Origin of the sequence: Fibrobacter sp. UWH6, from assembly GCF_900142465.1 — a bacterium.
In the GTDB taxonomy this organism is placed as follows: Bacteria; Fibrobacterota; Fibrobacteria; order Fibrobacterales; family Fibrobacteraceae; genus Fibrobacter.
Genome location: NZ_FRAX01000002.1, coordinates 305,338 through 325,400 on the forward strand (window position 1 = coordinate 305,338; position 20,063 = coordinate 325,400).

Here is a 20,063-nt window from a genome sequence, read left to right on the forward strand (position 1 = left end):
TATTCCCATGTCTAAAAAGATCATCGTTTCTACACTCCTCGGTGCAAGCCTGTCCTTTGCCACATGGGGATACTTCCCTCTGCAGGAATCAGATAAGGGCCTTCAGGTAAAGGCAAGTTTTAACCTCGGCACAGGTGATAACCCCATCGCATTCGGATTGGGAGCAAGGTATGTTCTTGGATCCTCTTTCGAAATTTCCCTGATGGATATCGGTTTTGTCTCCGGGGATAAAATTCCCCTGGATCTTGAGAGTTATGGCGACAACGAACTTCCCACCAACTCCGGATTAATGAATCCCGTCTTGGGCGTCCGTTACCAGTTTACAAGAAAGTTCGGGGCCTTTGTCGACCTGGCCATTCCCTTTGACTCCCAGGAATTCGCTCCCGGTTACATCTACTTGGGCATTCAAAAAGCCTTTACCCTGAACAGGCATTTTGCATGGGGAAATGAAGTCGGTTACAAAAGCTTTTTCGCAGTCAGCAGCGAGACTTACTACGGCGACACAGAAGATGTCACAAGGGGATCTCAAGTTTTGGTGGCCACAGAGCTGGACTTCAACAAGAATCCTAATTTCATCTGGTTCGTAGGCGGCAAGGTCTCTTGGAACATTTCCGAAACCAATGGCGAAGCTAGAATTGACGGCACCCACAATCTCGGTGAAGAGGGAGATACGGGTATCGACGTCTTCGCAGGTGCGAGCTACAAAATCAACCCAAACCTCGCCATCGAAGAAGAATTTTCCATGACACTCCTAGGAAGTGGAGAATTCGACAAGTCCGGCTTGAACTTTAAAACTAGCGCAAAATACGCTTTTTAGAAAAAGCCCCCAAAGGCATCATTTTAAAGTAACCTCGACACCAAAATACCCTATTCCGGTACTTATTCTGCAATTCCGGGATTATGTCATACAATTCTAGACTGCTCTTGCCCTTTAAATACCCCATGAAACTCGAAACGGAAAGTTTCGGCGGTATGGCAACCAACATGTGAATGTGATCAGGGCAGACTTCAGCCTCAATTATCTCCACATCTTTCCATTCGCATAATTTTCTAAGAATTCCTCCCACAAGTTCTCTTTTCTGATTGTAGAGAATCTTCCTTCTGTACTTAGGCGCGAACACAATATGGTACTTGCAATTCCATGTGGTATGAGCAGTCGATTTATTTCTATCATTCATTTTATATCCTTTGATTTTATTGTGATGCAGCTTGCAGACCGCATTTCAATATTAATCAAAGGATTTCTTTCTCCCATGACCGCCAGAAGGCTTTTACGGAACTACCGGCCTAGCCGGTAGTTTTCTTTATACAAACACCCTCAGCGTCTCACTCAGGAGCGTGCAAGCACGCTCCACCACTCACCAGAAATTCTTTCCTTCTGGACGGTGAAGCCGGCTTCTTCAAACCATTTCAGGATGTAGTCCTTTTCGGTCAGGAGCTGGCCGGAAATGATGATCTGGCCACCGGGAGCTAGCAGGTCTTCCATGTCGTCGCGCATGGGCCACAGTTCGCTGCGGATCATGTTGCAGAGCAGCACGTCGAACTTTACGCCATCCTTGAAGGAATCCAAAAAGCCCAGCACGCATTCGCTGTGATCAAAACCGTTACGTTCAAAATTTTCGGTAATGCAGGGAATAGTCAGCGGATCGATTTCGGTTCCTACGGCAAGCTTTGCACCCTTGCGGCGGGCGAACATAGCCAGGATGCCAGTACCCGTACCGATGTCCAGAACGGTCTTTCCGTTGAAATCGATTTCTTCCATCAGATGGGCGCAGCTGCTGGTGGTATCGTGTTCGCCGGTACCGAAGGCGGTCTTCGCCTCAAGTTCCAGAACAACGGTCTGCGGATCTTCGGGAGTATATTCAACCCAAGGCGGACGCACCACCAGATGGGGGCTCACGGAAACAGGCTGGGCACGGTCACGCCACCACTTGTCCCAATCCTTGGCTTCTTCTTCGGTGACTTCAAAATGATACTGGGGGAACTCGGCCACAATACGGTCGCGTTCTTCCTTATCGCCGGTATAGAAGCAGAAGTCGGTACGACCATCTTCCACCGGATCCAATTCTTCGAGAGTAGCAACACCGGCTTCAAAAAGCAGGTAGCTTGCGATTTCATATTCTTCTACCGGGCAGTAGCCCTGTGCCTTATACCAAGTATCAATTTTCTGCATGGTTAAAATTTAATATTTTTTCGTCAATGCTTTACATCCACCAATATCCCGACTGGACTAACTTCCGTTACAACCACCAAAGTGTTGCCGACGCTCTGGGCCAGACCCGATTTTTGGAGGGTAAGCTGGTCGGTACCGCAGACCTGGTGAGTTCATCAGAAGAAGAAACGTCCATTCTTGCGCAGGATATTGCCGCCAACTTTTCACTGGATGGATACGTCCTCGACGCAGAACAGATAAAGCAGGAAATCGCAAAGAGAAATGGCGCCGTAGACGCCGTCCGAAATATTCTGGGCGCGCTGCAGAACGCAAACTCGCCTCTTACAGAAGACCGCCTTTTCGCATGGCATGCCGCCATCGGACAAAACAAGGTCCGCAAATTCCGCAGCAAGGAAAGTTCGATCCGCTTTCAGGACGGCGATAAGAACCGCACTTTCGTCGGCGTGAGTCCAGACCGTATCCCCCACGAAATGGAACGTTTTCTGAACTGGTTCGAGACCGCCTCTGTAGACGGAGCCATCAAGGCAGCCATTGCCCAGTTCTGGTTCTTGACCATTCGACCTTTTGACGACGGCAACGGACGAATCGCCCGCACCCTCAGCGCCATGCTGCTGGCCCGCAGCGAAGAAACCGCCCGATGCCAATACCCGCTGAACAAACTTTTCGCAGAACACCGCGACGAATACAGGCGCATTCTATCCCAAGCCCAGGCAGGCAACGGCGACCTTACGGAATGGATTCTATTCTTCCTTAAAAACTTGCGCGACTCCATTGAAAGACGTCTGACAGAACTTGCGCCAGCATTAAAGAATATGCAGGTCCGTCTGAAGTTCAGCCAGATGGACTTCACCCCCCGTGAAAGGCGTTTACTTGAAGCAGCCCTTTCAGGCGCATTGAGCGTTCCTTTTTCAGTCAAGGAAGCCGCAGCCCTTACAGATGTAAGCCACGACTCCTCTTTGCGAGACATTCAGTCCCTAATAGAAAAAGGCGTTTTCAAGGCCGAAAAGAAGGGCGGACGTAGCCAGCGCTATTCCCTTTTTTAATACCCTTTTTAGTTAGACGTTCTTCTTTTGCAGTCACACCAAAAAAAACTGCAATTCCAGTATACAATTATAAAACTCAAAACGATATACTCTCGTGGGGAGGGGATCCCCGTTCTAGGTTTTCAGACAGGGTTATATCAAGGGTTTTATGACAGTCAACACAAACAGCAACATCAGCAGCACCAAGTACTTCAACAACATCCATTCCAAGCTGGAAAAGGGCGGCGAAATCAAGCGCCCGGATCCGGTAGTCTTTTCATCACTGAAAATTCTGGAGTACTGGATTCGAATTCTGCAGCAGAATCCCGAATGCATCAACACGTCCGTGGCCATCCGCCTCATGGACGAATCCCACACCATGAAGTTCACGGAAGACGTGGTCAAGATGTTCATCCCGTTGCTCAAGAAGAAGGGATCCAAGGCAAAGAATTCCAGGAAGAAATCCGATGCCGAAGCACTCAAGGCCCTGCTCAATTCAGACGCAGATGACGACGATGACGATGACGGTTTCCGAACCGACATTTGCAGCGGAACATTCCTCCGCGCCATCAAGCGATTCGTCGATGAAGACAAGCCCGATTGTCATGTCAAGGCGGTAAACAACTTGCTGAAGGTCATCAGCAATACGGATTCCGACGACATGCATCCTACCCTTTTCCAGGAACTGCAGCGTACCATCGGCGAACATTTCACCAATTATGCCATGAGCACTATCAAGAAGGGCGTCAAGAAGAACGATTCCTCTTTTGTAAGGGTCCAGAAAGTCAAGGATACTTATCGCCTTAACGACGATGAGTTGGAAATGCTTTTGTACCTCTGGCTCCGCGACAGCCCGGATCTTGAAATCCAGGAATCGGAACGTTCCATTTTGCGTCACCGCCGTTTCCGCGACAACGACAACAATGTGAATAGCCTCATGAACATCGCCCGCGCCACCGGTTTCTCGACGGAGCGCATCACGGAACTTCTGGGAAAGAACAGCGCCCTGAGCCGATTGAATTTGCTGAGCGACAACCTGGATTTGCCCAACGAAGTTTGCAAGTATCTGAGCGGCTACAGCGATGGTGCCCAGATGAAGGCATTCTCTGCAGCAGAACCGGCCACCGTCAGCTTTGAACAGCTCCAGGGCAAAAACCCCGATGCCCGCCTGCTGTTGACCATGCTCAAGAACCATGACCGAAAAAGCCCGCTGAACGTCTTGCTGTACGGTGTTCCCGGCACCGGCAAGACAGAGCTTGCAAAGGCTTTAGCCGCCGAGCTCAAGGTCCCCCTTTGGGAAGTGAGCATCGACGTGGATGATGAAGAAATCGGCGGACGCCGTCTGGATTCCCGCAACAACAATCTTCTGCAGTACCGCCTTCGTGCCGTCACCCTGGCCGACTGGCATTGCGAAAAGAATCCTGGAATTATCCTGGTAGACGAAGCGGACATGGTGCTGAATTTTGGCGAAAAAGGTTCACTGAATCACTTCTTTGAAACATTGCACACACCCGTCATCTGGATTTCCAACAAGACGGGATTGGTAGAAGACAGCACCCGCCGACGCTTCGACTTTTCCATGGCATTCAAGCCTTTGGCAAAAGATGAACGTCTGAGCGTCTTGAATTCCGTTTTGAAAGCCCAGGAAGCAGAAAGCCTGCTCACCGACGAAGAAAAGCTGAAACTTGTGGTGGAATATCCTGCCATGGCTGGCGGCCTCACCTTGGCCGTACAGCGCACCAAGAGTCTTATAGACTGCGGAGCCACCGGTGCTGCAGACAGCTACAAGACGGTCGCCAGAATTCTCAAGGCACATACACAGCTCATGGGAATCCGCAATGGAAACTTGAAGGACGTCGAAAGCCATGCTCCCAACTACTCCCTGGAAGGTCTGAACATCGAAGGTTCCACTCAAGAAATTATGGAAGTGGTTCACAACTACGATCAGGTCTGGAACACCTTGGAAGAAGATGACGCGCCCAACTCCCTGAACATCCTGCTTTACGGTCCTCCGGGAACCGGCAAGACAGAATTCGTTCGCTACATGGCCCGCGCCCTCGGCCGCAACCTGATTATCAAGCGCGCCAGCGACCTGCTTGGAATGTTTGTAGGCCAGACCGAAGCCCAAATTGCCGCCGCCTTCGAGGAAGCCAATCGCACCAAGTCCATTCTGTTCTTCGATGAAGCAGACAGCCTGCTGAATGACCGTGCCGGAGCATTCCAGAACCACGAAGTCAGCAAGGTCAACGAACTGCTGACCCAGATGGAAAACTTCAAGGGAATCTTTGTGGCGGCCACCAACTTCGAAAAGCATCTGGACCCGGCAAGTTCCCGCCGTTTCGCCCTGAAGCTGGGTTTTGATTACCTGAAGCCCGCCGGTGTACGTCACATCTGGAACGTCTTCTTCCCGGATACCGTCTGCCCCGATTCCGTGGCACAGATTCCCATGCTCACCCCCGGCGACTTCAACGCCGTCAACGGACGCCTTCGCTACTTCCCCACAAGCAGCAAGACTCCCGACCGCATCGAAGCCGAACTCCGCAAGGAATTGCGCTGCAAGGACGACAAGGCCGGCAGAACCATGGGGTTCTAAAAATTCCCGTATAACTCCGTAAAACCAAAATCCCCACAGAAGAATTCTGCGGGGTCTTTTTCCTTTAAACTCAAGGATTACTTCCAAAATTCAGTATTTTACTTCTCTTTTGAAAATTATTTTCAATACAAACCAAAAGGTTCCTGAAAAAAATTACTTATAAGGCAACAAAGTTACAAGTAACATAACGTTTCTTCAAGAAAGTTTTTGCTACTTCAGCCAATTTTCCTTTAAAAACTTCACAAAAAATTGGCTGCTGGTTAGCCCTTTGAAATAATCCGGGCGTTCCGCCATATTCCAGTGCGGGCTGGAGGGGTGATTCACATATACATATCTAATGCCCTTGCGGTCTGTATAGTGCCAAAGATCATCACGGAAATACTTTGGATAATCTTCAACCTCTGCGCAATTCACCACAAGTCGGCTCGTCATGATAACGAGATCTGGATGCAAAGCCTCCAGAACGTCAATGAAGTTTTTTATCGCATACTCACGATCCATGGCTGTCAACACATTCGCAATGGAATCACCCTGTTCCTCCGCAGGGCGCAAAAAGTAGTTGTAGCTAGCCACCTCGTCAAATGCGTTTTCACCTGCAAAAGGAGCAACAGACTTTAACGCAGAATTCAACGTTTTGCAATAGCCACCGCTGAGCCACTCGCGGGTCCCACGAGTATTGCACCACCCCTCCTCTACCTCGGTAAGTGTCGGAGAACCGGAATACCACCTGTCAACATCGCGCTGTACAGTGGAACCCGCAGGCAAATAGTGGCTTTCGCCTACCAGCAACAACTTTTTATGAAGAGCCGACTCGTAGTTGCGACCAACAAACGGCTTCATGTACGGATGCGTCTGGTAGAACGGAATGGAGTTTAAAGAGGATTCGATATTGGATAGAGACATAGATTATTTGCCAAAAATTCGACCAAGCAATGATTTGTGGCTTTCCTGGTACTTATTGTATGCAACATAGCCCGCTCCAATAGTCAAAAGCCCCCCGGCAATCGCACCCAAAATTTTGTACAGTCCATCATTTTGATTTTTTAAAAACTCTTTGTTTTCAGAATCTTTTTTTGACGCCATTTGATTCAGCTCGTTTATTTTTAGAAGAATTTCAGCCTTCAATTCATCTGAAGGAGAATTTTTTAATTCATCCAAATAAGCATCTAGCGTTTTTGAATAATTTTCATAAAGAACTCTCATAGAATCATTATTGGAAACTATTGATTCGTGAAAAGCATCTGCTATTTTCTGAACCGTTCCTGCAAGAATTTTGGTCAAATCAGGAATCGCCGAAACCAATTGCAAAGCAGTAGCATAATCACTTCCCGCCAAAAATTTCCCAATAGCAAGGGTATGATCTTCCTTTATTTCAGAAAAATCATCTACGCCAAGTTCACCCTTAAGAGCGTCGAAACATTCCGTATCAATCATTACACGGGTCCTCTTTATCTACTTACTTTTCAAAAAAACATCGAATTCTTCTTGCATTTCACGACAAGCTTCTTGCAGAAGAATCTTTTCAATTTCATCTTGACATTGCGTATCAGAAATCCCCGTAACACCACGTTTTTCTAACCATTTTTTCTCAATTTTCCACAAAAGCCTATTGTCAGAAAAACGCTGGTTATAAGCTCTTTGAATAATCAAAGTTGGAGTAGTTAAAATTTTTCCATACTTCTTCTGAAGTTCAGCCACATCATCATTGCTCAAGCGATTCTGCACACGCAATTTTTCAAGATAATCTCCCTTACTTTTCAACTTAAAGTCATCAAGAATCAGACAAAGCCATTTACGGATTTCTTCAAGTTGAGGTTCATCTCCTACACTCGCAATGGATGTATCTTCAGAACCCTTCAATTCTTCGCAATTTTGCATATACTTATTATAAAAGTAAGTTGCAGTTACACCTACTCCAATTCCTAAGCCAAAAGCAACTGCTGCACTCAGCATATTTCCTCCATGAGATTTTTTCTCCAATACCGATGATTTGTCAATACAAACTTCAACACACTTCTTTATTAGATCAGGATCATTAATACATTCCTTTAAACCGCTCTTTATAGCTTCTGCATCTAGCATATTTCCAATTCCTTTGTCATCACTCTAAGTTCACTTAACTTTTTTTCCAGTTCATCGCGACGCATCTTTAACGATGTAGACGACTCTGCTATTTTCAACAATTCATTTTTTTTATCATTCTGCTTAGTCTTAGCATTTTCAAGTTTTTTTTCTATTACATCAAGCTTTTCGTTTATGTATCCAAGATAAGCGTTTAACCGATTCTTCATAGTCTCTTGACACGCTAGACCTAAACCCCTATATCTTTTGTCAAAAAATTCACTAACGTCCTTTGAGACAACGCCAATAATTTCGTCCGTTAAACGACTATTTTTGTAAAATAGATTCGTGAAAGCATTTGAAGGCATCACCTCCCCATATTTCAGTCCATCTAAAATACGTGAATTTTCAATCCAACTAGAGTTATCTTCGCTATAGAAGAAACTTTCTATAACTTTTTTTTGCAACACAACTTTTAAATTTTCAATAACACTACTACAACTGTCCTTAATCTCACCCATAAATTTTTTTATATGACTATTAAGGAAATCAGTCATTTGAAAATCAGCGTCATTAAACTGTTCCTCCCAGTAACTTGAAAAACGTCCTAGCACCGTCTTGAAGTTTCCTTCACGCATTAAGGCACCGATTTTATCTTCAAATTTCTTATTAAGAGATTTAAATAAATCGTTTACACGATGGTCAACTTTACTACGAACACCATTTATAACTTCTCCAAGATGTTCCTGAATTTGCTTCTTATTATTATTAAATCCAATACGTATATCTTGAACCTTTTCTAAATCCTTTTCTATTTCACTTAAATCCTTCTGCAACTCTTCCTGCATTAGATCATTTTCATCCATTTCAGACTCAATTTTCTTAATATTCAAAGAATACACCTGTTGCAAAACACCGCTAATTGCAGGAATGCGACCAGCCCCTTCATTTGCAAAAAGTTTATTTCCTATAGTAAGTTCAAGATTGTCTGGATCATAGTCAAAGTTTTCCAGCAAATAATACTCATCATCTTCCGTCAAAGGTATTCCAGCTTTCTGCTTTTTCGCTAGCAAAGCCTGCTTACCAGAATAAGAGCAAATAGTTTCTTTATTAGAAAACAAGTCAATTTTTCTATACTCAAGCTTTGTGCCAAGGCCCTTCATATAAGCGAGAGACTCTTGGTAATGATCAGGTTCCGTATCAATTTTATTTTGGACAATAACTCTAAATTTTGGACCACGACCATTCATAAACTGTTCAAAGAATTGAAGATCCGGCTGATTAAATCCCTGTACAGCAACAATATAGACTATAGCATGGGCATTATTAATCCAGCGAGTTGTCTCATGAGAATTAATCGCATTTGGATCATTTAGCCCCGGGGTATCAACAATCTGTAAATTATGGAGACGCTCATCATTTATAAAGATTTCAACATTCTTTACATATGCTGTGTAGCACCCCGCTTTTGAAGACTCATCCTCAACTTTCATTGCAGAAACATATTGGTCCAATTCCTGCAAATCATTAACTTCTCGACTAATAGAAATCTTTTCAACACAATTGGCTTTACTTATCCCAAAACGTTCCATAGCAATCTGCATTTTTTTATTCAAATCAGCCAATGCAGACGGCTCAAGAGACGCCCTAACAGTTTCCCATTCTTCAGTATTATAAAAATTCACCCTAAAATAGTTGTAAGGTTTTTCTGATTTCTTGATAAAAGTCAATTTCGCAGTTAATGGAGTGTCAAATGTCGGGAGAACATCATCCCCAAACAATATTGCGTTTAAAAGAGTCGACTTTCCTGCCTTTACTTCGCCGCAAATTGCAATGGTAAAAGGTTCATTGGAAAGACTCTCAAAATTTTCATTTAAAGAATCATCCGATATAGTCTCTTCACCTGAGCTCGTTCTAAAGGCAATCGGAAGCAAAGATTCATCCTTTAGAATATTCTGACGAACCGCATCAAGTTTTACAATAGCATCTTCAAATTTTGCATTAATAGACATATCTTCCCTTTACCCCTTTGCTACAGTTAAAATTTCATTAAACAAAGAATCAAATTCTTTTTTAAGCTGTTCTTTTTCTTTAAATTTCGAAGAAATTGAATCATTGAAAAATTGTTCCGCCTTGCGTTTTAATAAAGGCAGATCAACTTTATCTTTTAAAACACTTCTAAGGAGTCTATTCTGTTTATCTCGAAAGGCATATCTTGCATCTCTAGCACTGCTACCAAAAACATCATAATCACGAGACATTTTTTTTACATCCACAGAGAAATCTTGAAAAGATTGAGGGAGTCGAAAAAGAAATCTCAAATTTGATTCAACATTTTCGTCAACAAATTCTTTTATACGCGAAATACGATAATTCCACTCCAATTTCCAATTCGTCTCGCAAACAGCGTAATCATCAAATAATGTACCTGGGTATCGTCTAACTTCACAAAAATTCAAGTTGTCAATTTGTTCACTTACAAACTTTTGAAAACGACTCCATTCTTCGTCAAATTTCTTCTTATACTCAGATATGTTTGAATTGATTATATAATCAGGAATATGCTTTGACTCATAGAATTTTCTAACCATCGTATTTTTTCCAAGCTCAAGAGATTGAACAACTTTGGTCAAGGACCCTTCAGCCCATTCTTGTCTTTTTTTCAAACAAGAGTCAATGCGATTTTTTTTCACCTCACTAGAATATGACGCATTATGCAAAATTTCACTGCACAATTCTTGTTTAACTTTTTCAAATAATTGACGGTCTTTTTCATTTTTATACATCGTCGCATAAAGACATACTTTTGCAGCATCAACTTCATGCTGTAAAAGAGCTTTTTCAACACTTTTAACAACCCCTTCTCTAGCAGAGGGAGGTTTATCATCGGCCCTAGTAATTACAACATACAGTTTTTTTCGATTTTCGCCTGCATTCAAAATTCCTTTTTTTTCAACACTATCTCCAAGCAATTCTTTAAAAGCATTTTCCTTTATGGTCCCATCATTGATATTAACTAAGAAAATTATGATATCAGCTTTTTCATTTTCGATGCGACTAACAGCACTGTCCGCTTGATGAGCGTCACCGGAATCAAATCCGGGCACATCCGAAAGCACAATATTTCTCAAAAAATCAGCCGGATATTGAATTGTAAAGACATTGTCTTTTGCTGTAACGTCTCTTATACAAGTTGCAGCATTCTGATACTCTTCAAGAGATATTTCTTCTCCCTCAGAATTCACGCATTTTAGAGAATCGCCATAGACAAAACGCGTGATAACTCTTGTTGAGGGTCTACTTGCAACTGGAGCCAAACCTTCTTTTCCAAGAAGTGAATTTATAAAGCTTGATTTTCCACAACTAAATGAGCCTGCCAACGCGATACGGGTGCAACACTCATAAGGCTGACTAGACGAATCATCACAATAACTCTTTAGGGAGTCAACCCATTCCTGCACAGAAATCCCAGTATTCTCTTGATAGGCCTGTAGAGTTTTCAATGTATTCTTCACTCTCTTTTCTAAATCAGTCATAAAACCTTCTACAAGTTTTTCAGCGATGTTATAGACTTTTCAAGATTTTCAATTTGATTTCGAAAATCAAGGACGCCCTTTTCCTTTTGTTCCTTGATCGTTTCCAAGGCTTTCATTTCTTCTGCTAGGCAATTTTCAATCGGAGAAATAACCTCTCTATAAAAATCTTGTTTTACAGCCTCAACAACACTTTCGGAGATCATTTTTGACTTACTGGCTACCATAGATTCAAAGCTAGATTCCTTCACCTTCCTTGCTATTACCGAGCCAACATATTCAAGTGGGTTAATATCTTTCACCACTGTTGCAAGGCCTGTCGCGACTCTTCCAAAAAAAGCTTCAACCGCACCGCTTTTTGCGGCTTTCGCTGCGGCAATCTTTACGGCACCACCTGCTGCAGCTTCGGCAGCATTACCTGTCACACCAACAGCAGGACATATTGCAGCAACAGCAACAGCGGTAGCAACCGTTACGGCCATTGATTTCGTATGTTCAATTCCATCAAATGATGCCTGAACATCAGCATTAAATCCCGCAAAGCTTTTTGGAAGTTCATAATTCTTTAAAAAACGACCTACAACAGTATTGCAAACAATATTAACATCATTCATCATCGTCTGCAGAGGCTGTTCAAGATCAGAAATTTCTGTTGCGGCAAGAGCCGGTGCATAAGAGAGCATTTTCCCAGACACATTCTGAATCAGTTCTTCTCGAAGCTTTTCCAAATCCTTTTCATGATTATAGCGATCTGCTTCTACCGCAGAAATTTTCTTTTTCAGTTTCCAACATTGTTCATCTAAAGTAGAGGTATCCAAAGATAAATTTCTCTTTTGAGTATTCAGAGACGCAATCATTTCCAAAGAAATTTTCCTTAAATCTTTTTTCTCACGTTCCTGGAGCAAAGAAGCTCTCTTGTTCAAAACGTTATCATTTAATACTCCGCGAACAATTTCAGAAACATTATCCTTAAGGGAATCCACTAAAACTATTTTCTGCTCAGCATCTTGAATATTCAAAACCTGAGTCACCTGCTTCGCAATCTCGCTAGCAACGCTTGAATGAGATTCTCGAACTTGAGGATCTGAATGAGTCAGCACAAAAATAAGACTATCTTTTATTGATTCTAACTCAGGGCGTTTCAAATAATTCAATAGGTGATTTTTGATTGTTCCATCTTTTACATCAATACAAACAACAGCAGCATCCATGAACTGTAAATACGCAGAAGTCAAATCCCCTTCATCAGACCCAGCATTATCAATACCCGGTGTATCTAGGAATACGCACCCAGTCGGTAAATTTTCCGAAGGCTTCACTAAAACTCCTGCAACTCCAGTGATATCTCCATTCACAACATCCTGAAATTCATCAAAAGAGACTGGACGTCGTTCCATACCATTTTCTACAAAGAATTCGTTCGAAACAATCCCTTCTTGAGGCTCAATCAAGCAAATTGATTTTGTCGTCGGCTTAATTGACACAGGAAGCTTCAATCCCAACATAGCATTGATCAAGCTCGTTTTTCCGGCACTAAAAGCGCCAATAAAAGCAATTTTTATTTTTTCACTATTTACTACATCATTAATTCGCTTCTCAAAAGAGGTCATATTATGACGGCGAGCGATTTCTAACAAAATATTCTGCATATTCATTATCTCCTATAAAAGATTTTTAAACACAAAAAAAACACCTCATCAGCGCATCCACGCCGAGGTGCCATTCAAGTGTATTTTTGATCGTGTTAAACTAGATTTTTCAAAAAGCCTACCCCCCCCCCCGCAATTTCCATGCCAAGTAACAAACAAATTAGTTCGTTCGGATAAACAACAGAAGTTATTTTTTTAGAGGCTTTCATGCGTTCCTTCATCAATTTCAATATACTCTCTTCGAGTCAATTGTGTGTTAATTTTTTTCCTTTTGGGAAAAAGACTCATTCCAACTTGTAATAATTTCAATCAACAAAAATTACTTTTCAGACTTCCTTTTCTTCATCTTTAGTTCAATGGCTCTAGTGTGATCAGAGCCGCACTTAGGACAAGGATAGTATCCAAAACGAGCTTCAAATGGAGGTGCAATCAAATCTCCGTAAATCACCTCAAAGCGGCGTTTGCAAGCCTCATATCCCCTTTCGCCTGGAGTGCCTAAGCCGTACGGCAATTTAGGAAATCCAGAAAACCATTTTCTTCCTTTTTCAAACAAAAATACATTCACCCAGTTTCATTACATAACATTTTTTGTATGTTCTTATTGTTAAAAATTACGTTCTTGACGAATTACGTTGTACGCCGTTTGAATTTCATCAAATTTCTCTTGCGCAAATTTGATTATTTCCGCCGGTAATCCTGCAGGCAACTTGTCTGGATGCATTTCCTTGACCTTCTGCATATAGCAAGCTTTCACCTCTGCATTTGAAGATTCTGGCGTGCAGCCTAGGATTTTGTAATACTCGTCATTGCAAAGGAAATATTCATTCTTGATGGCCTCATATTCTAAATCACTTAGGCCAAAAAGACCTGCTACAGTTGTCATAAAATATTCTTCAGCAGGGTGCAAAATATTATCTGCCGCTGCCAATTCAAACAGCGCATGCATCATTGTAATTCTTAAACTAGGATCTTCCTCTGTTGTGGAAACAAATACTTGAGCCCATTTTTCAAAAGGTTCTTCATCTTCTAAAGCCATCTTTACCAAATCGTCAAAATCTTCTTCCAAACCGAGAGTTTCTTTAAAAAACACCTTTAAATGAACCCGTTCTTCTACAGAAAAATCATTGTCAATACAAGACAATTTCACCAACAGCATCACAATGGATACTACTCTTAATTGCTCAGGACTTAATTCCTCTTCTTCCTTTTGCTCCGGTAGACGTTCTTCACTATCGAATAAGTTACCGATAAAAGCACCAGCAGCAGCACCAATAGGACCACCCGCAAATCCACCGATTACCCCACCAATGATTTTTCCACTCCATGACATCTATTATGCCTCCTTCCTCTTTCCTCAAAAAAGATTTTTTCACCAAAGAAAATAAGCGTCTTTATACGCCTTTTTCAAACAAAATACATTCACCCAGTTTCGTTACATACCATTTTTCGCGATCACTCATTCCAGCTTGTAATAAATTCACCAACAAAAAAGGGCATGAGCCGAAGCGCCGCCCAATCAGAGGTTCTGGTAAACCTGTACGCGGAGACGCAAACGGCTCACACCCCCAAGCGAGGTGTGAGCGTCCGCTCCAATTCCTGCGTACCTAAAATTTACCAGATTTCTGATTGAGGAATAAGAGCTATAGCTCAAAAATCTTTTATGTCAATTTGTTCGACTTTTCCTTGCGTTTTCTCCGTGTTAAATTCGAATTCTTTCTGACGTCATTCCCAAACATAATAAATAAAAACGCCAAAAATTAACGAAAAAAAACACTTTTTTCTAAAAAGTCCTAAATCCGGCATTTGCGGGCGGTGAAACCCTTATTACTTTTCACGCGCCCCGTTTGTTGCGAAAATTTTACACTTCAAGGTGGTTAAAAACTACAACATAGGTTCGTGGGAGCCCTTGTCTGAACGTCTAAGGCAGCTAATGTGCGTCATTGCCCAAATCGAGGGAAATGATAATCCGCAATGCTTACAGGTGTATTTCGGTTTCTCTGAGCCTTCATAAACCTGATGGTTTCCACCTTTTACAGGGTGGTTCAGACACCGTGCATTGCTCAGGGCGAATACGCTCGGAAACGAGAGTCCACAAAATTTGCAATAAAACTTGGCCATGTACATTTTCCTTTTTTCAACATAATATAGATGAATTATGTAAAAAATATATAGACAAATTTTGACACAATCAAAAATGTATATTTGGTCAACGTAGCCCTATGTATCTTCTTGAATATTCCTTAATCGTTTTTCCAGCAATCTTTCTGATGGTGTTCATCTACATGATGGAACCTCTCAAGAAAGAACCGAAGTTCTTGCTATTGGCGAGCTTTGGATTAGGAACGCTATCGCCCTTGCTCTCCGGAATTTTTGTAATCATCCTAGAGATTCTCCGTAGCGTCCTCACCGATGTTAAGGATTATTTCTTGGCGGATGTTCTATTTAGGTTTTTTATTATCTGCGGCTTCTGTGAGGAACTTGGCAAATACATCATGCTTCGAGTCCTCACTTGGAAAAACAAGAATTTTGACTGCGTATTTTCTGGCATCGTATATGCGGTTTTCGTCTCACTTGGCTTTGCTGTTTTGGAAAACTTCGATTACGTTTCAAAATACGGGATTTCCTGCGCGATAGACCGTATGGTGACAGCCATCCCAGGGCACGCCTGCTTTGCCGTCTACATGGGATACTATTACAGCAAATCCAAGGAAATGGCATTACTTGGAAATTTCAAGAAATCCAGGGAATTCACCAGAAGCGCTATTTTCGTTCCCGCGCTAATTCACGGCCTTTATGACGCCTTCATGCCACTCGCCAAGTATATCACCGTAGGTCCCATGTACATGGTACTGTATATGGTATGGTACGCAGGAATCGGCTTCATGTTCATCTTTACCCTCAAATTTTTATCAAAGGTTGCCAAAAGCTCACTTTACCAGCGCCATGATAACGGCAATCAAGGTGAAGCCCACATCATCAAGCAGGCCAAGGAACTGGAATCGCATCGGGAATAGCATCTATTGGGGAAAGGTTCGAAAACGAGACAGCTGATGCTGGCCTACGTCAGCATGATAAAAAAAATGTCGGGGAACAACACCCCGACGGCCCGCAGTACACAACACACCTGCGGCGGTTACGTTTATTTTAGAGTCTCCTTAAAGGCATCATAATTACCCATGCCATGACGGGGACTGCAATACACGGCAAACTCAACTGCCGTAAAATACTTTCCGTACTTTTCCAGAAGCTGGCGATAGGCTTCCGCAACGACCTTGGGATTATTCCTGAAAGCGCCACATCCAAAGGCCCCCAGGACAAGAACTTCCACATGATTCGCAATGGTCACCTGGAGGATTTTTTCACCACGTTTCAGGTGGATTTCCAACTGTTCCTCATCACTGAGGCCATTGGCGTCAAACCACAGGTTGGGTGCGGCGCAGGTAATCACATCCACCGCGAACCAGTCCCTGCTGGGCAAGCGCTTCGGTTCAGCCACATCGCTTTTTACCACAGCCACATGGGGCACATAGATACAGGCGTCCGTATAGATATGGTCATGGCGTCTACGATGAAAACGATAATAGTTCTGGAAAAAATCATCCCTTTTCAAGACGGGATAGAGGGTGGAACAACGGCACAGGCATTCTTCCTGGGCAGAAGCTCCATTCGTAACACCTCCACCAGGATTAGTAGCGGAAGCAAAATTCAACACCCCCACACGTTTATCAGGATACTTCTCATGCAGTTTCCTGGCAGCTTCAAAAGTACGGTGACTGGTAACGGTCACTTTGGGGGCGGTTCCGTCGTCCTGGATCAAATCCGAGACCTTGTTACAGGCGTCGTCAAAACCAGGGACATCGCGTCCCTCCAGGTAGAGTTTTGCTCCCTGGGAGGAATTTTCCACAATCTTCTTCAAGGAGGTGTTCCCCTGGATCATGGCCATGGTATCTTCGAAAATCTCGATTAATTTGTCATTCATTGCATTTTACCTTTTTTATCTCTTTATATTTATCGGAGATTGCTTGGAAAATGTCAAATAGAATGTTCTAAAAAATGATTTTTTGTATATTACTCCCCGTAAAACGAGATTAAAATGCTTGATAAAGAAGTTCTAAAAACCGTCAGCCGTATTGAATTGAGCGTTCGCGGCACGCTGGACACGGTCATGACCGGCGCCTACCATAGTTCCTTCAAGGGAAATGGTATGGAATTCAGCGAAGTCCGTGAATATATGCCTGGCGATGACGTGCGAACCATTGACTGGAACGTGACGGCCCGTACCGGCACCCCCTACGTAAAAAAGTTCATCGAAGAACGTGAAATGACCATGCTGCTGATGGTTGACGCCTCCAGCAGTTCCGAATTCGGAAGCGGAAAGCAGATGAAGGGCGAAGTCATGGCCACCCTCACGGCCCTTTTGGCTTTTGCAGCCATCAAGAACAATGACAAGGTGGGCCTGCTGATTTATACCGACCAGGTAGAACTCTTTATTCCTCCCGAAAAAGGCCGCAAGCACGTACTGCGCCTGATTCGCGAAATTCTTTACTTCAAGCCCCAACACCACGGCACCAATACCCAGGTAGCCCTGGAATATGCCGGCAAGATTTTGAATCGCAAGGCCGTTGTGGTGGTGATGAGCGACTTTTTGGATGAAGGTTTCGAGAACGCCTTCAAGATCCTGCGCAAGCGTCACGACGTGTTGGCCGTTTCTGTGGTGGACCCCCGCGAAATGGAATTGCCCCCTGCAGGCCTTGTGGAATTGGAAGACCCCGAAACTGGCGAAACCTTGCTCATTGACACCGGAGACGTCGCCTTCCGCGAAGCCTTCGCCCGAGAGGCAAAGCGTCAGGGAAAGCAGACCAAGGATTTATTCCAGCGCATGTCCATTGACTTTGTTCGCATCGAGACCCACGACGACTTCAAGGAAACCGTGGCCCCGCTCATTGAGCACTTCAGACGCCGCGCCAAGATGGCCCGCAGCTAACAGCGGAGTTATTCAACACAGGGTCGATAGCCCAGCAGTTTCAAGCTGTACAACGCCGTCCCCTTGCTGATGCTGCGCACGTTGGTAGCGTATCCAAAAATCTTCCGCAGGGGAATATCCGCCTTTAGGAAGTGGGTACGTCCATCGCCACCGATTTCCTTGACCCTTCCCTCACGGGCCTGAATATCGCTGGTAATATTACCGGCAAAGTTCACCGGACATTCCAAAGAAAGTTCCATGACCGGTTCATAAAGTTTAATGTCAGACGGCTTGAAAAGCTTGGTAACCGCATCGGCGCAAGCCTTCTTGATCATGGGCGGCAGGGCATTTTCGGTCCAGCTGAATTCCAGGACTTCGAAGCGGACACCCACCAGGGGGCCCTTGCCCAGCACACCAATTTCAGCCGTTTCCAGAAGTGCGGAACGGACACCGGCAAGAATCTCGCGAGGAGCCGTTTCCAAAAATTCTGCGGTTAGACGAATGTCGTGATTCTGGGGCAGCTCTGCGGAATTTTCCACCACATCATTTTGAATGGGGGACGCAGATAGTTTAATGCTAATTTTATGGGGGCCAAGCTGGAAGGAATTTTCTACAGCATCCACTTCATGGGACAGGCGCTCCTGCCAGCGGACCTCGGGATCGCCGGCCTGAACTTCACAACCGAATTCACGACGGAGACGGGCCAGCAGAACATCCAGCTGGACTTCGCCAACCGTATGCAGATACCAGAAGCCACCATCGTCATGAACCACGCGGAAACTAGGATCCATGCGGCTCAAGGTATTCAGGCTCTTTTCTACATGATGGTAGTCGTCAGTAGCAAGACATTCTACGCGGGTCTGCAACAAGGGCTGGTAACGGTCGCGGATGTTTTCGCCCTTCGAATCTTCTTCGTCTTGCAGAAGATGGCCATCCCGCATAATGACCTGACCCAACTCCGTTTCAAAAGGTGTACGCATGGCGTAAATGTCACCGGCACGGATTTCTTCTACGGGAATCAGAAGGTTGGCCTTCAAACGTGAGAACTCAAAACCTGCAGGCCATTCCTTCCGCTCCATGTCGCAGTGGGCGCGGAACAGGGAAATCTCCCCCACGCCCTTGAAATGACGCAGACGGATAACCTGGCCTAATTCCCGTTCATCAAACTGCGGAACCTCGGGCAAGAAAAAGCTCAAGGCTGTCACAAGACTGCGCACGCCAAAGCCCGCCATGGCAGAACCCGCATAGCAAAGCGCATAGTCGGAATCCAGGGCAAGACCTTTAAGACCGCGAAGCACAGCCTTGGGCGGAACCGGCTTACCTTCAAGGGCCAATTCCAGAACTTCATCATCGAAGTTGCTAGCGAATTCTACCGCTTCCTTATAATGCTTGGCCAGCAAATCGGCGCCGGAACCGCTAGATCCTTCACTTCGTTCAGAGGAAGACCCTTCAGAAAGAACATCAGCGGAGTCCACCACTTCTTCGCCACGGTCTGAATGGACCAAGCGACTCTTGCTCAGCACATCGAGCACACTGACCATCTGACCGTTCTCATATTCGGGAACCGTCATCAGCACCGGACGCACACCCAGGATCTCTTCTACGTTAATGAGGGTCTCGTCCAGAGAATAATCAGGATTGTCCAACTTGTTTATGTACAGTATGGTCGGCACACCTGCGGCCCGTAATTTTTTAAAGGCGGCAACCGTCTGAGTTTCCACTCCACTGGCAGCACTCACCACCAGCACAGCCCCTTCCACAGCCGTAAGGGCCATATCCACTTCGGCGCCGAAATCCACATGGCCCGGAGTGTCGATAAAATTAAACCAGGTATTTTTCCACTCGAAATGAGCCACCCCACTTTCGATAGTGATGCCTCGTTCCTTTTCTTCGGGCAGATAATCCATGGTGGCAAGACCTTCTTCCACCTTACCCGGGCGACGCACTTCGCCAGCAGCAAAAAGAATACGCTCGGAAAGGGTCGTCTTTCCCGCATCGACGTGGGCCAAAATGGCAATATTTCTTATGGGTTGCATATCACAAAGGTAGTAAATCAAAAAAAATCATTT

At 44.4% G+C, this 20,063-nt stretch carries 15 protein-coding genes and 1 pseudogene; 5 read left to right on the forward strand and 11 right to left on the reverse strand.

Features of this window, described 5'->3' with window-relative positions:
- Positions 1 to 7 precede the first annotated feature (7 nt).
- Entirely contained in the window at positions 8 to 817 is an 810-nt protein-coding gene (locus BUB73_RS03170; protein WP_073283513.1) for an opacity family porin, read from the forward strand.
- A 25-nt stretch (positions 818 to 842) separates the two neighbouring features.
- Here BUB73_RS03170 and tnpA read toward each other — a convergent pair.
- Both tnpA and BUB73_RS03180 read right to left on the reverse strand, forming a co-directional pair.
- A pseudogene (tnpA, locus tag BUB73_RS03175) lies at positions 843 to 1,178 on the reverse strand (IS200/IS605 family transposase); the annotation flags it as partial.
- 152 nt (positions 1,179 to 1,330) lie between these two features.
- Positions 1,331 to 2,173 (reverse strand): 50S ribosomal protein L11 methyltransferase, encoded by an 843-nt coding sequence (locus BUB73_RS03180; protein WP_073283519.1) that lies wholly within the window; start codon positions 2,171 to 2,173, stop codon positions 1,331 to 1,333.
- A 26-nt stretch (positions 2,174 to 2,199) separates the two neighbouring features.
- Between BUB73_RS03180 and BUB73_RS03185 the strand changes: the two genes are divergently transcribed.
- Together BUB73_RS03185 and BUB73_RS03190 are read left to right on the forward strand one after the other, a co-directional pair.
- Positions 2,200 to 3,216: a Fic family protein gene (locus BUB73_RS03185; RefSeq protein ID WP_073157813.1), complete on the forward strand. Its 1,017-nt coding sequence runs from the start codon at positions 2,200 to 2,202 to the stop codon at positions 3,214 to 3,216.
- A gap of 148 nt (positions 3,217 to 3,364) precedes the next feature.
- Positions 3,365 to 5,788 carry an AAA family ATPase gene (locus BUB73_RS03190; protein ID WP_073157815.1) on the forward strand — a complete coding sequence of 808 codons (2,424 nt, stop codon included), beginning with the start codon at positions 3,365 to 3,367 and terminating at the stop codon, positions 5,786 to 5,788.
- Positions 5,789 to 5,998: 210 nt separating this feature from the next.
- Here BUB73_RS03190 and BUB73_RS03195 read toward each other — a convergent pair whose 3' ends face one another.
- From BUB73_RS03195 to BUB73_RS03225, 7 genes are all read right to left on the reverse strand, one after another.
- On the reverse strand, positions 5,999 to 6,691 hold the full coding sequence (locus tag BUB73_RS03195; RefSeq protein WP_073283522.1) for a hypothetical protein: 693 nt from the start codon (positions 6,689 to 6,691) through the stop codon (positions 5,999 to 6,001).
- 3 nt (positions 6,692 to 6,694) lie between these two features.
- Complete coding sequence (locus tag BUB73_RS03200) at positions 6,695 to 7,222, reverse strand: hypothetical protein (RefSeq protein WP_073283524.1); 528 nt, start codon at positions 7,220 to 7,222, stop codon at positions 6,695 to 6,697.
- Positions 7,223 to 7,240: 18 nt separating this feature from the next.
- Entirely contained in the window at positions 7,241 to 7,870 is a 630-nt protein-coding gene (locus BUB73_RS03205; protein WP_073283527.1) for a hypothetical protein, read from the reverse strand.
- The gene (locus tag BUB73_RS03210; RefSeq protein WP_073283530.1) at positions 7,864 to 9,861 is read right to left on the reverse strand and encodes a dynamin family protein; all 1,998 of its coding nucleotides are present in this window, start codon (positions 9,859 to 9,861) and stop codon (positions 7,864 to 7,866) included. The genes BUB73_RS03205 and BUB73_RS03210 overlap by 7 nt, the downstream gene beginning before the upstream one ends.
- Before the next feature lie 9 nt (positions 9,862 to 9,870).
- Entirely contained in the window at positions 9,871 to 11,385 is a 1,515-nt protein-coding gene (locus BUB73_RS03215) for a dynamin family protein (RefSeq protein ID WP_073283533.1), read from the reverse strand.
- Between the two features lie 8 nt (positions 11,386 to 11,393).
- Complete coding sequence (locus BUB73_RS03220; RefSeq protein WP_073283536.1) at positions 11,394 to 13,037, reverse strand: dynamin family protein; 1,644 nt, start codon at positions 13,035 to 13,037, stop codon at positions 11,394 to 11,396.
- A 598-nt stretch (positions 13,038 to 13,635) separates the two neighbouring features.
- The gene (locus tag BUB73_RS03225) at positions 13,636 to 14,361 is read right to left on the reverse strand and encodes a molecular chaperone DjiA (RefSeq protein WP_073283539.1); all 726 of its coding nucleotides are present in this window, start codon (positions 14,359 to 14,361) and stop codon (positions 13,636 to 13,638) included.
- 889 nt (positions 14,362 to 15,250) lie between these two features.
- Here BUB73_RS03225 and BUB73_RS03235 point away from each other — a divergent pair.
- Positions 15,251 to 16,045 (forward strand): PrsW family intramembrane metalloprotease, encoded by a 795-nt coding sequence (locus tag BUB73_RS03235; protein WP_073157839.1) that lies wholly within the window; start codon positions 15,251 to 15,253, stop codon positions 16,043 to 16,045.
- 125 nt (positions 16,046 to 16,170) lie between these two features.
- Here BUB73_RS03235 and BUB73_RS03240 read toward each other — a convergent pair whose 3' ends face one another.
- Positions 16,171 to 17,010, reverse strand: coding sequence for a TIGR02452 family protein (locus tag BUB73_RS03240; RefSeq protein ID WP_073283542.1), 840 nt, complete (start codon positions 17,008 to 17,010; stop codon positions 16,171 to 16,173).
- A gap of 114 nt (positions 17,011 to 17,124) precedes the next feature.
- Between BUB73_RS03240 and BUB73_RS03245 the strand changes: the two genes are divergently transcribed.
- Positions 17,125 to 18,015 (forward strand): DUF58 domain-containing protein, encoded by an 891-nt coding sequence (locus BUB73_RS03245; protein ID WP_073157844.1) that lies wholly within the window; start codon positions 17,125 to 17,127, stop codon positions 18,013 to 18,015.
- A gap of 8 nt (positions 18,016 to 18,023) precedes the next feature.
- On the opposite strand, the gene BUB73_RS03250 is transcribed toward BUB73_RS03245, so the two are convergent.
- Positions 18,024 to 20,030: a GTP-binding protein gene (locus tag BUB73_RS03250; protein WP_073283630.1), complete on the reverse strand. Its 2,007-nt coding sequence runs from the start codon at positions 20,028 to 20,030 to the stop codon at positions 18,024 to 18,026.
- Positions 20,031 to 20,063: the final 33 nt, after the last annotated feature.